This window comes from Streptomyces sp. ISL-87 (genome assembly GCF_018614095.1).
Taxonomy (GTDB): Bacteria; Actinomycetota; Actinomycetes; order Streptomycetales; family Streptomycetaceae; genus Streptomyces.
This window is the reverse complement of record NZ_JAGGOY010000041.1, coordinates 16,489-32,447: the sequence shown is the minus strand read 5'-3', so window position 1 is coordinate 32,447 and position 15,959 is coordinate 16,489. Positions and strand designations below refer to the sequence as shown.

Here is a 15,959-nt window from a genome sequence, read left to right as displayed (position 1 = left end):
CGACTGTACTTGGAACGGCGATCCCACCGGCGTGCCCGGATGCCCGGCCCGCCGGTGGCCGAATAGGGTCGTGGAATGGCACGACCACGGCGCATCGTCCTTGTCCGGCACGGGGAATCGGAGGGCAATGCCGATGACACGGTCTACGAGCGGCAGCCCGACCACGCCCTGAGGCTGACCGCGAGGGGGCGCGAGCAGGCCGCCGAGGCAGGCGTACGGCTGCGCGCGCTCTTCGGCGACGAGCGCATCAGCGCGTACGTCTCCCCGTACCGCCGGACCCTGCAGACCTTCCGGGAACTGCGGCTGGATCCGACGCGGGTCCGGATGCGCGAGGAGCCCAGGCTGCGCGAGCAGGACTGGGGAAACTGGCAGGACCACGACGACGTGCGCCTCCAGAAGGCGTACCGGGACGCGTACGGGCACTTCTTCTACCGCTTCGCGCAGGGCGAGTCGGGGGCGGACGTGTACGACCGGGTCGGGTCCTTCCTGGAGAGCCTCTACCGCAGTTTCGAGGCGCCGGACCATCCGGAGAACGTGCTGCTGGTGACGCACGGTCTGACCATGAGGCTGTTCTGCATGCGCTGGTTCCATTGGTCGGTGGCCGAGTTCGAGTCCCTCTCCAACCCGGGGAACGGCGAATTCCGGGTGCTGACGCTGGGAGTGGACGGCCGGTACCGGATGGACCGCCCGTTTGAGCGGTGGACCACACCCGAGCCTTATGACCTGGACGGCTAGAGTGACGCGCGATGACCGCTGACTCCTCTCCCGAAAGGCGCTACGCACGCGCCATGTCCAGCCTCCGCGGGCTGGCTCTGGGTGACGCCCTGGGCTCCCAGTACTTCGTCCCCGTGAACTACCCCCTGCTCAAGCGGCGCGAGCTGCCCGCCGGGACCGAGCCCTGGCAGTGGACCGACGACACCGAGATGGCCTGCTCCGTCGTCGCCGTCCTCGCCGAGCACGGGCGCATAGACCAGGACGCCCTGGCCGCCTCCTTCGCCCACCACCACGACTTCGACCGCGGCTACGGGCCCGCCGTGAACCGCATGCTCCGTCTCGTCCGGGAGGGCGAGGACTGGCGCACGCTCGCCGCCGAGCTGTTCAACGGGCAGGGATCGTGGGGCAACGGCGCGGCCATGCGGATCGCGCCGCTCGGCGCCTGGTACGCCGACGACCCCGAACAAGCCACGCACCAGGCGGAGATCTCCGCCTACACCACCCACCAGCACCGCGAGGCGGTGTGCGGGGCGATGGCCGTCGCGGCGGCGACCGCCCTGGCGGCGGCCCCGGCTGGCCCGCCGAAGGCATCCGACCTGCTGGACGGGGTGATCGCCCTGGTGCCGCGCAGCGCGGTGGGCGCGGGGCTGCGGCGGGCGCGGGACATGCTGGACTACGGCGACGCGACCACCGTCGCGGCGGTCCTCGGCTGCGGGCGGCGCACCAGCGCCCACGACACCGTGCCGTTCGCCCTGTGGTCGGCGGCGCGGGCGCTGGACGACTACGAGCGGGCGTTCTGGACCACCGCCCAGGTGGGCGGGGACGTCGACACCAACTGCGCGATCGTCGGCGGTGTGCTGGGGGCGCGCGGGGACGAGGTGCTTCCGCAGGCCTGGCTGGCACGGACCGAGGCGCTCCCGGCCTGGCTGCCGGAGGCCGCGGCGCGCTAGCCGGTTGGCCTCTTGGGGGTGTGCCCGGCGGGGAGTCCGGCGGTGGGAGGGCGCGTGCGGGGGGCGTGCCGGGGATTGTCACGGTCCTGCCACAGGGGCCTGCTTGCCTGGTCAAAGCCGCATGTCACGGGCCTACTCTGTCCGCTTCGCCGCCTCCACCGGAGCCACCGGGGGCGGCCGACAGGGAGGGGAACCCGATGCCAGAGAACGCCGACGGGGCGGATGCCGGGGCGGCCGCGGGGGCTGCCGCCGAACCGGTGAAGCCAGGTCCGCCATCCGCCGACGGGTCGCCCGCAGGCGGGGGCGGGGGCGCGAGCGGGGGCGCAACGGGCGAACCTGCGCCCCCTGCTCCTTCGCCTGGCGGCCACTCCAGACCTGCTGCCGATTCGCCCGCGGGCGCGCCCGAGCCGGCTGCCGCCGGCGGTTCCGCTGCCGCCGCCGGGACCGCCGCCGATGCCGCCGCGTGGCGCGCCCAGCAGGCGCAGCGTCAGCAGCAGTCGGGGCACGCTGGAGCGCGCCCCTCCGCGGCGCCGCCCGCATGGGTCGTGCGGATCCGGCCCGCCGAGGCCGCCCCGATCCGGAGCGCCACGCTCGGAGCCGCGCTCGTCGCGGGTCTTGCCGCCGCCCTGCTGCTCGGCGATGGCATGGGCCCCGGCCTGCTGCTCGCCGTGGTGCCCGCCATCGTCGCCGCGTACGTTGCCGCCCGCGCGGCCGGCCGTACCGCCCGCCCCTGGACGGTGGCCTGGTCCATCGGATGTGTCGTCCTCCTCGCCATACCGGCGCTGCGCGACTCCGCCTGGCCGTCCACGCTCGCCATCCTCTCCGCCGTCTCCCTGGCCGCCTTGGCTCTCCACGGCAGCCGCACCTGGCCCGGCGTCCTGTTCAGCCCGTTCGGCTTCGTCGACGCCGCGGTCAACGGCGTCGGCTGGGCCTGGACCGGCCTGCGCTCCCGCAGCGGCGGGGTCAGCCGGGACCGCTGGCTGCCCATCGTCAAGGCGGCCGCGGTGGCCGTGGTGCTGCTCGTAATCTTCGGCACCCTGTTCGCCTCCGCCGACGCCGCCTTCGCCGACTTGCTGGGCGACCTGACGCCCGAAGTCTCCGTCGGCGACGGCCCGGTCCGGGTCCTGCTCTTCATCCTCGGCGCCGCCCTCGCACTCGCCGGCGCCCGCGCCGCCGCCGCCCCGCTGCGCTGGGACCGGATCGAGGTGACCCCCGGCAAACCGCGGTCCCGGGTCGAATGGGCGCTTCCGCTGATCGTGCTCAACCTGCTCTTCGCCGGGTTCAACGCCGTCCAGCTGGCCGTCCTGTTCGGTGGCTACGACAAGGTCCTGGAGAGCACCGGCCTCACCTACGCCGAGTACGCCCGCCAGGGCTTCTGGCAGCTGCTCTGGGCGACCCTGCTCACCCTCGCCGTGATCGCGCTCGCCCTGCGCTGGGCCCCGCGCGCCGGAGCCGGTGACCGCCGCTTCGTCCGCGTCGTCCTCGGGACGCTGTGCGTGCTCACCCTGGTCGTGGTCGCTTCCGCCCTGCGCCGCATGAACCTGTACGTGGACGCGTACGGGCTGACCCGGCTGCGTGTGTCGGTGGCCGCGATGGAGCTGTGGCTCGGGCTGGTCCTCGTACTGATCATGGCGGCCGGGGTGTTCGGCGCCCGCTGGCTGCCGCGCGCGGTCGTGGGGAGCGCGGCAGCGGCCGTACTGGCCTTCGGGCTGCTGTCCCCGGACGGGATGGTGGCCGAGCGGAACGTGACCCGGTACCAGCAGGACGGCAAGATCGATCTGGCGTATTTCCAGTCCCTGTCGGCGGACGCGGCACCCGCCCTGGACCGGCTGCCCGAGCCCCAGAGGTCCTGCGCCCTGCGCGGGATCAACAACGACCTGGCACAGGCCGGCGACGTGCCCTGGTACGCCATGAGCCTGGGCGAGTACCGGGCCCGGCGGATCCTGCACGAGCGCCCGGCGAAGGCCTCGTACGAGGAGTGCTCGCGCCTCGGCGCGTTCAGCGGCCGCGTCGAGTAGGACGAGTAGAAACGGCAACGGCCCGACCATCGGCCGTGGCGGGATCTTGTACGAAGACCCGGGCGCGGGTTCACTCCCCCCGCCCGGGCCCGTACGGCGATCAGGGCTCAAGCCCCCGGACCGGCCTCGGTGGTGGCCCCGTTCAGGGCCGCCAGGTCGCTCTTGCGCACCCGGATCACCAGCAGCGCGGTGGCCAGGGCGAGCCCGGCCATGGCCACGGCGGCGGTGAACGCGGTGGACATGCCCTGGGTGAGTACGTAGTCCCCCCAGGGGTCGGGAAGCCGCCCGGTCTCCTTGAAGGCGGCCAGCTGACCGGCGTCGGCCTGCGCCAAGAAGGCGGGGGCCTGCTTCTGCCCCTCCGTGCGGGCGGCCGTGCCGAAGACGGTGACCAGGATGGACAGGCCGAGCGAACCGCCCACCTGCTGGCTGGCGTTGAGCAGCCCCGAGGCCGCGCCGGCCTCCCTCGGCGCCACCCCCGAGACGGCGGTCAGCGTGAGGGTCACGAAGTTGAGGCCCATGCCGAAGCCGAACACCACCATCGGGCCCAGCACCCCGGAGAGGTACGAACTGTCGGTCTGGATGAAGGTCAGCCAGGTCAGCCCGGCGCCGGTGAGCGCGGAGCCGGCCACCATGAACGGCTTGGGCCCGAAGCGCGGCAGGAACCGCTGCGAGAGGCCCGCGGCGGTGATGATGGCGACGGTCACGGGGAGGAAGCCGAGTCCGGACTGGATCGGCGAGAACCCCAGCACGTTCTGCACGAACTGGACGATGAAGAAGAACATGCCGAACATCGCGGCGGCGAGCCCGAGCATGATCAGGTAAGTGCCTGCGCGGTTGCGGTCGGCGAACATCCGCAGCGGGATGATCGGCTCGCGGGCCTGGGTCTCGACGGCCACGAAGACGCCGAGCAGCACCACGGCCGCGGTGAAGGAGCCGATGGTGACGGTGTCGCGCCAGCCGTCCTCGGAGGCGCGGATGAACCCGTAGACGAGCGAGGCCATGCCCCCGGTGGACGTGAGCGCTCCGGCGATGTCGAAGCGGCCGGGATGCCGTTCGGACTCGTTGATGTAGAGGGGCGCGAGGGCCGCGATCGCCACGCCGATCGGCACGTTGACGAAGAGGACCCAGCGCCAGTCGAGCCACTCGGTCAGCATGCCGCCGGCCAGCAGACCGATCGCGCCGCCGCCCGCGGAGACCGCGGCGAACACCCCGAAGGCCCGATTGCGTTCGGGTCCTTCGTCGAAGGTGGTGGTGATCAGGGCCAACGAGGTCGGCGAGGCGATCGCGCCGCCGACCCCCTGGAGGGCACGGGCGGCCAGCAGCTGCCAGGGCTCCTGGGCGAAGCCGCCGAGGAGGGAGGCCAGAGTGAAGAGGAGGATTCCGGCCATGAACACGCGGCGCCGGCCCAGGATGTCGCCGGCCCGGCCGCCGAGCAGCAGCAGGCCGCCGAAGGTCAGGGTGTACGCGCTCAGGACCCAGGACAGGTCGGTGGTGGAGAATTCGAGGGCGGTCTGGATGTGCGGGAGTGCGATGTTCACGATGGTGGCGTCGAGGACGACCATGAGCTGACATGCGGCGATGACGGTGAGCGCCACTCCGGGGCGCCCTTCCCGGCGGGCCGCGCCCGGTATCCGGGGCGTGGCGAGTTGAGACCTTGTCACCGAGGATCCCCCCAAGTGAAATAGTGAACGCAATCGTTCACGGCAGCTCCAAGGTAGGAGCCTCACTTAGTGAACACAAGCGTTCACTAAGGCTGAAAACGCGTGCGGGGGACGCTCGTGTTGGTCGGAGGTTTGGGCGATGGTGGGTTCGCGCTGGTCACCGGCGTCACCGGGGCGCAGGCGGGGTTCGGAACTCGAACGGGCGATTCTCGACACCGCCTTGGAGCAGCTCGGCACGGCCGGCTGGAACGCGCTCACGATGGAGGGCGTGGCGGCCGGCGCGCACACCGGCAAGGCGGCGCTGTACCGCCGCTGGCCCTCGAAGGCCGACCTCGTGGCGGAGGTGCTGCGGACCCGGCTGCCCCCGCTCGGGTCGATCCCCGACGGCGGGTCGATCCGTGAGGATCTCTACGAGCTGTGCGTGCGGATGCGGGAGGCGATGGATTCGCGCGCCGGACAGGCCCTGCGTGCTGTTCTTCACGAATGCGACCACGCCAACGCGGACCGGTTCCGCGAGGTGATCTGGGACGGGTTGCACAAGCCGGCCCACCGGCTGATCGAGGAGCTCGTCCAGCGCGGAATCCGGCGGGGCGATGTCCGGCCGGATGCGGACAGCCCGCTGGTTTTCGGCGTCATTCCGGCGATGCTGATGTATCGCGCGAAGGTGTGCGGGAGCGAATGGAAGGACGCGGAGATCGCGGAAATGATCGATCAGGTAATGGTGCCGCTGCTCAGGACGTGACCCCGGCCGCGGGTGGGGACGCGGACCCGCTTGCGGGCTTGGCCCGGGCCGGGGTGTGCAGGCGGCCCGGGGCGGCGTAACCTTGCTGGCGCCATGCCGTACGAAGCACCCACCCACGCCGTCGAACGCTCCATCCGTGCAACCACCGGCGCCAAGGTCATCGCCGGGGTCGACGAAGTCGGACGAGGGGCCTGGGCCGGTCCCGTCACCGTGTGCGCGGCGATCACCGGTCTGCGCCGGCCGCCCGAGGGGCTCACCGACTCCAAACTGCTCACCCCCAAGCGCCGCGACGTGCTGATCGAGGTCCTGGAGGACTGGGTCACGGCTCACGCCCTGGGACACGCCTCCCCGGAGGAGATCGACGAGCTCGGCATGACCGCTGCCCTGCGGCTCGCGGCGGTGCGAGCCCTGGAGGCCCTGCCGGTGCGACCCGACGCGGTGATCCTCGACGGCAAGCACGACTACCTCGGCGGGGCCTGGCGGGTCCGCACGGTGATCAAGGGCGACCAGTCCTGCGTCGCCGTCGCCGCAGCCTCGGTGATCGCCAAGGTCCGGCGCGACCGGATGATGGCCGAACTCGGCGAACAGGGCGGCGGAATCGAGGACTTCGCCTTCGCCGCCAACGCCGGATACCCCTCGCCCGTGCACCGCGCGGCACTGGAGGTGCTGGGGCCCACCCCGTACCACCGGCTCTCGTGGTCGTACCTCGACGCGCTGCCCCAGTGGCGGCACTTGAAGAAGGTCCGGCGCAGCGAGGAATCGTTGGAGCTGGAAAACGGAGGCCAACTCGGCTTCGATTTCTGATCGCACCCACGTGCCCCCAACCGGTACGTTTCGTACCGGTGTTTGATAGACATCAACTCATGCCTCTCACCCCCGAGGAGCCTCAGATTCACGAGAGTGCCCAGGGTCCCCGCGTCACGTCGGCCGCGAGCCGCACCGCGCAGACCCCCCGCCCCGTACCTGGTCCGCGTCCCGCCGCCGTACCCCGGCCCGGGCGCCCCGGTCCCTCCCCCGCAGCGGCAAGCCGCGCGGGAGGTGCCCCCCGGCCCGCCCCGCCCGCGCAGCGCGCGGCGCAGGCCACCCCCGGACCCGTCCCCGCAGCCCCCACCGCACCGTCCGTCTCCGCGTCGGTGCCGCAGGTGCAGCTGATCCCGGCCTCTGTCGAAGGCGCGCTGGACGCGGCCGAAGAGGCCGTGGACCTGCTGCTCGACACTGGGCGCGCGCCCGGCGACATCCTGGTGCTCACCACCGGCGACCCGCACCCGTGGGCCGCGCACGAACTGTCCTTCGGTGAGGCCGCGTACTGGGCCCAGCACGATGCCCTGGACGACGTCTTCTATGCGGACGCGGCGCAGATCCAGCGCGCCGCCGGCCGTCCGGTCGTGGTCTTCGCTGCCAACGGCGGACCGGCCGAGGCGGCCGCCGGCGCACTGCCGGTCGCGCTCGCACGGGCCGGTGCGCTGCTGATCGTGTGCGGCGACGCGCAGCAGATCAACTCCGTGCTGGGCGCGGGCGTCTGACGCCCCGTATCCCGGCGCGGGCGAGGGGCGGGGCGGGCCAGGCGCCGGCCCCGCTGAAGTCCGAGGCCTGACCCGCCGTACGCCTGATCCCGGATGTGCGGCTGTTCGGCCTGCCGTGGTGGCGTGCCCGCGGTGCCGTGTCCGTGCGCCCGTCCGCGTACGCACGCGCGGTGCGACGGTAAGAGGTCCAGCGCGCGGCGGTACGAGCCTCAGCGCGCGGCGGTACGAGCCTCAGGGTGCGGCGGTACGAGGTTCAGCGCGCGGCGGTACGGCGCAGGGCCTCGGCCGCGCCGCCGCCGGTGCGCAGGGGCAGCGGGGCGATCTCGGCCGCGGTGTCACCGAGGCGTTCGGGCCGCGAGTCGGAGCCGGGCCGACGGCCGCCCCGGCCGTCGCCGACCACCTGCCAACCGCCGCGGGTCAGCGTGATGTACGCCCCGCAGCGCAGGCCGTGCAGGGTGCAGGCGTCCCGCAGTCCCCACATCCAGGCGCCGTCCTCCTCGGTCCACCGCTCGTCGCCGTCGCGGCAGTACAGCAGCACTGCCGTCCGCACCGGGCTCCGGCGCCGCAGGTCGTGCGGGATCACCCGGCGCAGCCCGGACAGCAGGGCGTTGCGGTACTCCCAGCCGTCGGCCGTGACCGACCGCTGCACGAAGGAGGCACTCGCGACGAGTCTCTCCTCCGGGCCGAGGACGGCGATCACCGCGGTGGACGGCACCGGGCTGTGCCGGGAGTGCAGTCCGCTGACGACCTCGCGCGGATTGCTCAGCAGCGGCACTCCGGCCGCGGTCCACTCGGCGGGTTCGAGCAGTCGGCCGTGCCGGCTGGCGCCGCCGTTGGCCGTTGTCAGGGACGTGGTCGAGGGCGGGGCGAATCCGAAGGTCACGGTCCTCCCTTCGGGTACACGCCCGCGGACGGGCACAACTGAGTTGTGGGCGCGCCGCGGCGCGGCCCTTGAAAGTGCCGTCGAGCCGAACGGGAGCTCCCCAATTCTCGCGTGGCGCGCGAGGATGCGGCAACGAGCAATTGGCGCAGCCGACCGGAATTCGCCGGTATGCCGTTCATATCCTTGCCCCGCCACGCCGCGTATGACGCATCCGGCTACGGCTGGAGCGCCGGCACCAGCGGAAACAACTCCTTCGCGCCCGCCCGACCGCCGCAGCAGCCGGGCCAACTGCCCGGGCCGCGGACCCAGTCGGCGAGGACCGCCACCACGGCCTGCGCGACATCGTCCGGAATCCGTCCAGCGGGCCGCGCGGCTCCCAGTGCGTCCGTCCCGGCGCCGGAGCGAGCTGTTCGGCGACATCCCGCAAGGCCGGTGGACCGTTCGCGAGCCCATGGTCACGCTGGGTGAGCTGGCCCTTTGTCCTGGCTATCGGGTTGCATGGGGGCATGGACAACCTGGAGCTCCGCATTGAAGCCGACGCCATCCTCGCTGAGCTCGTCGGTGCCCCGGGGGGTTCGGCGCGGCTGCGGGAGGACCAGTGGCAGGCGGTGGCGGCCCTGGTGGAGGAGCGACGGCGGGCACTGGTGGTGCAGCGCACCGGGTGGGGCAAGTCGGCGGTGTATTTCGTTGCCACAGCTCTGCTGCGCCGCCGTGGCTCCGGCCCCACGGTGATCATTTCGCCGCTGCTGGCGCTGATGCGCAACCAGGTCGAGGCGGCGGCGCGGGCCGGTATCCAGGCTCGCACCATCAACTCCGCCAACCCGGAGGAATGGGACACCATCTACGGAGAGGTCGAGCGCGGTGAGACCGACGTTCTCCTCGTGAGTCCGGAACGCCTCAATTCCGTGGATTTCCGCGAGCAGGTGCTGCCCAAGCTCGCGGCCACGACCGGCCTGCTGGTGGTCGACGAGGCACACTGCATCTCCGACTGGGGCCATGACTTCCGCCCTGACTACCGCCGCCTGCGGGCGATGCTCGCCGAGCTCGCCCCCGGCGTGCCGGTGCTGGCCACCACCGCGACCGCCAACGCTCGGGTAACGGCGGATGTGGCCGAGCAGCTGGGCACCGGTGCCGGCGAGGCCCTGGTGCTGCGCGGCCCGCTGGAGCGGGAAAGCCTGCGGCTGGGCGTGGTCCAGCTGCCGGACGCCGCGCACCGCCTGGCCTGGCTCGCCGAGCACCTGGACGAGCTGCCGGGCTCCGGGATCATCTACACGCTGACGGTGGCCGCGGCCGAGGAGGCCGCCGCTTTCCTGCGGCAGCGCGGCTTCCCAGTGGCCTCGTACACCGGGAAGACGGAGAACGCCGACCGGCTGCAGGCCGAGGTCGACCTGCAAGAGAACCGCGTCAAGGCGCTGGTCGCGACGTCGGCGCTGGGCATGGGATTCGACAAGCCGGACCTGGGTTTCGTGATCCATCTCGGCTCGCCGTCCTCGCCGATCGCCTATTACCAGCAGGTCGGCCGCGCCGGGCGCGGGGTCGAGCACGCCGACGTCCTGCTGCTGCCGGGCAAGGAGGACGAGGCCATCTGGCGCTACTTCGCCGATACCGCCTTCCCGCCCGAGGCCCAGGTTCGCCAGACCCTCTCGGCCCTCGCCGATGCGGGACGGCCGCTGTCCGTGCCGGCACTGGAAGCGGCCGTGGAGCTTCGGCGCACCCGGCTGGAGACCATGCTCAAGGTGCTCGACGTCGACGGGGCCGTCAAGCGGGTGAAGGGCGGCTGGACCTCCACCGGTCAGCAGTGGACCTACGACTCCGAGCGGTACGCCTGGGTCGCCCGCCAGCGGGCCGCCGAGCAGCAGGCCATGCGCGACTACGTGAGCACGTCCGAGTGCCGGATGGAGTTCCTGCGCCGGCAGCTGGACGACGAGGGGGCGACCCCGTGCGGCCGATGCGACAACTGCGCGGGCGCCTGGGCGGATTCCGCCGTTTCGGCCGAGACGCTGACCGGGGCGGCGAAGGAACTGGACCGCCCGGGCGTGGAGGTCGAGCCGCGCCGGATGTGGCCGACGGGGATGGCCGCTCTGGGCATTAACCTCAAGGGGCGCATCCCGGCCAAGGAGCAGTGTTCCACCGGGCGCGCCCTGGGGCGTCTCTCGGACATCGGCTGGGGCAACCGGCTGCGCCCGCTACTGGCTGAGAACGCGCCCGATACACCGGTCCCGGACGACGTCCTGCAGGCCGCGGTGGCCGTACTCGCCGACTGGGCGCGCTCTCCGGGCGGCTGGGCGCCGAACGTCCCGGACGCCGCTGCCCGGCCGGTAGGAGTCGTCGCCGTGCCGTCCCTGACCCGCCCGCAACTGGTCGGCTCCCTTGCCCAGGGAATCGCGACCATCGGCCGCCTCCCCTTCCTGGGCACCCTGACGTACACAGGGGCGGACGGGGCGCACTCGGCACGCCGCAGCAACTCCGCCCAGCGCCTCAGGGCGCTCTCCGGCGCCTTCACCGTCTCCGAGGAGCTGGCCGGTGCGCTGGCCGGCTCTCCCGGCCCGGTCTTGCTCGTGGACGACTACACCGACTCCGGCTGGACCCTCGCAGTCGCTGCCCGCCTACTCCGCCAGGCGGGCAGCGAACAGGTTCTTCCGTTGGTCCTCGCCGCGGCCGCCTGAGCTTTCCCGGACCACCGAGCCGCTTCTGCACACCAGTTGACGGTCCGGAGGGGCTGCCCGGTACTGCGGAAGGAGTACGCCAACCGTCGTAGTGACATCGGCTGCACCATCAGCGTTTGCCGCTCGTGCGCCACGAGGGCCTCGATCGCCTGCAAGTGGTCCTCGCGCAGACAACGTGCCCTGAGCCTGTGGATGTTGAAGCTTGGATGAGTTATCCACAGGGGTTTCGGGATCGGATCACGCGCGGGACCGTCGACGCATGACGAAGAACCACGAATCACGCATCCCGTCCGGCGGGGCCTCAAAAGGCAGCCCGTCCGGATCCGCGACCGAACCGCAGATCACGCTGCGCAGCCCGGCCGAACTGGCCGACGCGCTGCCCTACATGCTCGGGTTCCATCCGACCGACTCCCTCGTCATGGTCGCCGTGCACGGGGAGGGCGGGCGCTTCGGCGGCCGGCTCCGCGTAGGCATCCCCACGGCACCCGCCGAATGGGAGGACACCGCCCGGCAGGTGGCCGAGACCCTGGTCCAGGGCAGCCGGCGGCGCGGAGCCGAGCCCGACGGCATCGTCGTCTACCTCTGCCAGGATCCGCGCGGCGGCGAGAGCGGCCAGCGGGTGATGACCCGGCTTCGGCCGCTCGCCCAACGCCTCCGGCTGGCCTGCGGCGCGCTGGACGTGCCGGTGCTGGAAGCCCTGTGCCTCTCCGGAGGCCGCTTCTGGTCGTACACCTGCTCCGACGAACTCTGCTGCCCCGCCGAAGGCCATCCGCTCGCCGCGTACGGCACCTCGGTGATGGCCGCGGCCGCCACCTTCGCCGGGCTCCAGGTCAGGGGCTCGCTGAGGGAGATCGAGGGCCGGCTGACACCGCTGCGCGGAGCGATGGCCGAGGAGCAGGAGCGGGCCCTGGACCGGGCGGCCGCCGCCCTGGTCCCGAAGATCCTCGACGGGGCCACCCGGGCGGAGGTGGGCGCCGAGACCATCACTCTCGCCCGGGCCCTGATGCAGCGCATGGTCCTCTCCCCGCCCGCCGAGGCCGGGCCCGGCGCCGATGACTGGGACGACGCGCTGCTCGGTCCCGACGAGGCCGCCGCCGTCATCCTCGGCCTCCAGGACCGCGAGATCCGGGACATCGGGGCCGAGTGGATGGAGGACGAGGAGGCAGGCCCGGCACTGCGCCTCTGGCGGGCCCTGGCCCGGCGCTGCGTCGGGGCCTACCGGGAGCACGCCGCGGCCCCGCTCACCCTCGCCGGGTGGGTCTCCTGGTCCACCGGGGACGAGCCGACCGCCCGGATCGCCCTCGGGATGGCCCTGCGGGCGGACGCCGAATACCGCTTCGCCCAACTGCTCCACCACGCCTGCAACGAGGGAATCGACCCGGAGGGGCTACGGCAGTGCCTGCGGGAGGAGCGGCGGCGCCGGGAGCCCCGGCGCAAGCGCCCGGCAGCCGCCAACCGCCCGCCCGGCCGCCGGGAGAGGCCGGCCCGCCGCGGGAACCGCCGCACCGAGGGGAGCGAGCAGTGAGCCGGGACCTGGGGAGTCGCGCACGGCGGCTCTGGAACGCCGTCGGCGCGGCCCCGCGCCGCACACGTCACCCTCGCCGCGCGCAGCCGCCCCCCGGGCCCGTGACCCGGGCGGGGGTGGGGGCGTTCAGCTGGGGGGTGGTGGGGGCCCGGCCGCGCCGCCGCCCCGCGAATCCGTCCGGAGCGCAGACAAGGCACCGCATGGCTCATCCCGTACCTCCCGCCCGCAGGCCCGAGTTGCCGCCCGTGCACGGGGCCGTCATCTGTGTCGCCGCGCCCAGCCTCGTCATCTCCCCGGAGCACGGCCAGCTGACCGGGCAGGGGATCGACGGGATCTACCGCTCGGGTCGCCGGCTGCTCTCCCGGTGTGTGCTGCGCGTCGGCGGCCGGGACCCGGTCGCCGTGCAGGGGCGCAGCCTCGGCGCCGACCGGGCCGCCTTCACCGCCACCGTCCGCACCGGGGCCGAGGCCGGACCCGACCCGGACATCGGCGTCGAGCGGATCCGGCACGCGGACGGCACCGAGCGGATCACCCTGCGCAGCTTCGCGGCCCGGCCGCTGCGCCTGCCCGTGGAAGTCTCCCTGGGCACCGACCTGGCCGAGCTGGCCGCAGTGGCGGCGGGCAGAGCCGGGCCCGAGCTGCCCGCCGGAGTGCACACCTGTGGGCTGCGCTGGAGCACCGGCGAGGCGCAGGCCGTCACCGCGGCCGAGCCCGCCCCGGACGACGCGCTCGCCTCGGCGGGCCTGCTGCGGTGGCAGCTCGAACTGGGTCCTGGCGAGACCCGCACGATCGAGTTGCGGACCACGCAGGACCGCACGACGCGGGCCCCGGCCGGCCACGTGGCCAATCCACTGGCCGACGCCCGCGCCGAGGGCGACGACCCTAGGGCCGAAGCCTGGTTCCGCACCGGGATCGAGGACCTGGGCGCACTGTTGCTGCGCGATCCCGACGAGCCGGGCGACGCCTTCGCGGCCGCCGGAGTGCCGTGGCGGCTCGGACTGGCTCCCGCGGAGTCCCTGTGGGCGGCCAGGATGGCGCTGCCGCTCGGCACCGGGCTCGCCGCCGCCACCCTGCGCACCCTGGCCCGGACCCAGGCCGGCGGGCGCAGCCCCGGTGGCGGAAAGATCCCGGGGCCGCTGCGCGGGGCGGGCCCCCAGCTGCCGCCGGGGTGCACCGGGACGGAGGCGACCCTCGCCTTCCCCGCGGTGCTCGCCGAGGCCCGGCGGTGGGGGATGCCCGAGGGGGAGGTGGACAGGCTGCTCCCGGCCGCGGAGCGGTGCCTGGACTGGCTGCGCGGGGCCCTGGGGGAGGACGGCTTCCTGGCCGACCCCGACCCGGGACCGCGGCGCTGCGAGACCCAGGCCCACGCCCACCGGGCCGCGCTGCTCGGCGCCGACCTGCTCGCCGGATGCGGGCGGCCCGGCGCTGAGGAGTGGCGGGAGTGGGCGGCCGCGCTGCGGGAGAAGTTCCGGGACCGCTTCTGGGTCGACGGCCCGGACGGCGGCCGGCCCGCGGCGGCCCTGCACCCCGACGGGCGACCGCTGTCCCGGCTGACGGGGGCTGCCGCCCATCTGCTCGACACCGGACTGCTGGGTGGCGGCCGGCTGGCCCCGGGGCTGCTGGACCGGGTCCGTACGGAGCAGCTCGCCCGGCTGCTCGGAGCCCCCGGAATGGATTCCGGATGGGGGCTGAGGAGCATGGCGGCCCGCGAGCCGGGGCACAACCCGTTCGGCCACCGCTCGGGCGCGGTCCGGGTGTACGAGAGCGCCGTCGCGGTGGCCGGCCTGGCCCAGGCCGGCTTCGAGAAGGAGGCCGCCGGGCTGCTCCGGGGCCTGCTGGACGCGGCCGAGACCTTCGGGTACCGGCTGCCGGAGATGTACGCGGCCGAGCAGCGCACCTCGGGCAGCGCGCCGCTTCCGCACCCGGCGGCCTGCCGCCCGGCGGCGGTGGCCGCTGCCGCCGGGATCCATGTGCTGACCGCACTCGCCGGGATCCGCCCGGACGCCCCGGCGGGCACGGTCGCCCTCTCCCCGCTCCCCGGCGCCCCACTCGGCGCCCTCCGGCTGTCCGGCCTGCGGGTGTCCGGGGAACCTTTCGCCGTCCGGATCAGCCGGCTCGGCCTCGGCATGGTGGAGGAGGCCGCAGATGCGCTGCAATTGGGTGGCTAGTTCGTGTCCGCGGATCGCCTCTCCCAGCTGCCGCTGGGAGGCGCCCCCGGGCCAGCGACGCCCTGCGGGACCCCCGGGCGCCGCTGTGCGGACACGGTCCAGGGGGTGGCTTTCGGGCCGGGCCGGGGTGGTCGACAGCATCCGGAAGACACGTGTCGGCTACGGATCGCCGTCTTCGGGATCACCAAAGCTCTGTTTATCGTCAAGCAGACGACTATGATCGCGGCATGTCGCCCTACGACCCGTCGGCCTTTCCGCCCTTTGCCGTCACCGTCGACCTGGTCGTGCTCACCGTGCGGCGCCACGCGCTCTGCGCGCTGGTCGTCCGACGGGGTGAGCAGCCGTTCCAGGGGCGCTGGGCCCTGCCCGGCGGCTTTGTGCGCGATGAGGAGGATCTGGCGGCGGCCGCGGCCCGGGAGCTCTCCGAGGAGACCGGGCTCTGTGCGCACGACCCGGCCGTGCCCGGCGTGGACAACGGGGCGCACCTCGAACAGCTCGCCACGTACGGGGACCCGAAGCGGGACCCCCGGATGCGGGTGGTCAGCGTGGCGCACCTGGTGCTGGCCCCTGACCTGCCCGCGCCCCGGGCCGGCGGGGACGCCAACAGCGCGCGCTGGGCGCCCGTCGACGAGCTCCTGGCGCCTGACGACGAGGCGTCCGCGGGGCTCGCGTTCGACCACGCCCGGATCCTCGGCGACGGCGTGGAGCGAGCCCGCTCCAAGATCGAGTACTCCTCCCTGGCCACGGCCTTCTGCCCGCCCGAGTTCACCGTCGGCGAGCTGCGCCGGGTGTACGAGGCCGTCTGGGGAGTGGCTCTCGACCCGCGCAACTTCCACCGCAAGGTCACCGGCACCCCCGGGTTCCTGGTGCCGGCCGGGGGGACGACGACGCGTCAGGGCGGCCGCCCCGCTCAGCTGTTCCGGGCCGGCGGGGCCACCCTGCTCAACCCGCCGATGCTGCGCCCGGAGGTCTGACGCCCCGACAGCCGCAACAGCGGCAGCGGGAACGGCGCCACCGAGGGCAATGGCGGGAACGGCGCGGAGCGGCTGCGTTGAAAATCGGACATATCGCGTTATCTTGCTTGCGGTACCCACCGTGCCGCAGAGCGG

Annotated in this window: 12 protein-coding genes; 10 read left to right on the top strand and 2 right to left on the bottom strand. The window is 73.5% G+C overall.

Annotated features, from left to right (window positions below; genetic code table 11):
* The first annotated feature begins 75 nt into the window (after window positions 1-75).
* From J7I97_RS15890 to J7I97_RS15880, 3 genes are all read left to right on the top strand, one after another.
* Entirely contained in the window at window positions 76-735 is a 660-nt protein-coding gene (locus J7I97_RS15890) for a histidine phosphatase family protein (protein ID WP_214935346.1), read from the top strand.
* Between the two features lie 11 nt (window positions 736-746).
* Window positions 747-1,664, top strand: coding sequence for an ADP-ribosylglycohydrolase family protein (locus J7I97_RS15885; protein ID WP_214935344.1), 918 nt, complete (start codon window positions 747-749; stop codon window positions 1,662-1,664).
* Between the two features lie 197 nt (window positions 1,665-1,861).
* Window positions 1,862-3,682: a DUF4153 domain-containing protein gene (locus J7I97_RS15880; RefSeq protein WP_214935342.1), complete on the top strand. Its 1,821-nt coding sequence runs from the start codon at window positions 1,862-1,864 to the stop codon at window positions 3,680-3,682.
* Window positions 3,683-3,789: 107 nt separating this feature from the next.
* On the opposite strand, the gene J7I97_RS15875 is transcribed toward J7I97_RS15880, so the two are convergent.
* Entirely contained in the window at window positions 3,790-5,343 is a 1,554-nt protein-coding gene (locus J7I97_RS15875) for an MFS transporter (RefSeq protein WP_214935340.1), read from the bottom strand.
* 139 nt (window positions 5,344-5,482) lie between these two features.
* Between J7I97_RS15875 and J7I97_RS15870 the strand changes: the two genes are divergently transcribed.
* The 3 genes from J7I97_RS15870 (at window position 5,483) to J7I97_RS15860 (ending at window position 7,608) form a co-directional block, all read left to right on the top strand.
* The gene (locus J7I97_RS15870; RefSeq protein WP_214935339.1) at window positions 5,483-6,085 is read left to right on the top strand and encodes a TetR/AcrR family transcriptional regulator; all 603 of its coding nucleotides are present in this window, start codon (window positions 5,483-5,485) and stop codon (window positions 6,083-6,085) included.
* A gap of 93 nt (window positions 6,086-6,178) precedes the next feature.
* Window positions 6,179-6,889, top strand: coding sequence for a ribonuclease HII (locus J7I97_RS15865; protein ID WP_214935337.1), 711 nt, complete (start codon window positions 6,179-6,181; stop codon window positions 6,887-6,889).
* 59 nt (window positions 6,890-6,948) lie between these two features.
* Entirely contained in the window at window positions 6,949-7,608 is a 660-nt protein-coding gene (locus J7I97_RS15860; protein WP_214935334.1) for a hypothetical protein, read from the top strand.
* A 253-nt stretch (window positions 7,609-7,861) separates the two neighbouring features.
* Here the strand turns inward: J7I97_RS15860 and J7I97_RS15855 are convergent, their stop codons facing one another.
* Window positions 7,862-8,491, bottom strand: coding sequence for a hypothetical protein (locus tag J7I97_RS15855; protein ID WP_214935332.1), 630 nt, complete (start codon window positions 8,489-8,491; stop codon window positions 7,862-7,864).
* 506 nt (window positions 8,492-8,997) lie between these two features.
* Here J7I97_RS15855 and J7I97_RS15850 point away from each other — a divergent pair.
* From J7I97_RS15850 to J7I97_RS15835, 4 genes are all read left to right on the top strand, one after another.
* Window positions 8,998-11,157 carry a RecQ family ATP-dependent DNA helicase gene (locus tag J7I97_RS15850; RefSeq protein ID WP_214935330.1) on the top strand — a complete coding sequence of 720 codons (2,160 nt, stop codon included), beginning with the start codon at window positions 8,998-9,000 and terminating at the stop codon, window positions 11,155-11,157.
* A 259-nt stretch (window positions 11,158-11,416) separates the two neighbouring features.
* On the top strand, window positions 11,417-12,682 hold the full coding sequence (locus tag J7I97_RS15845) for a DUF4192 domain-containing protein (RefSeq protein WP_214935328.1): 1,266 nt from the start codon (window positions 11,417-11,419) through the stop codon (window positions 12,680-12,682).
* A 200-nt stretch (window positions 12,683-12,882) separates the two neighbouring features.
* The gene (locus J7I97_RS15840) at window positions 12,883-14,850 is read left to right on the top strand and encodes a glycogen debranching N-terminal domain-containing protein (RefSeq protein WP_214935326.1); all 1,968 of its coding nucleotides are present in this window, start codon (window positions 12,883-12,885) and stop codon (window positions 14,848-14,850) included.
* Window positions 14,851-15,077: 227 nt separating this feature from the next.
* Window positions 15,078-15,824, top strand: a complete 747-nt coding sequence (locus J7I97_RS15835; protein WP_214935324.1) for an NUDIX domain-containing protein — start codon at window positions 15,078-15,080, stop codon at window positions 15,822-15,824.
* Window positions 15,825-15,959: the final 135 nt, after the last annotated feature.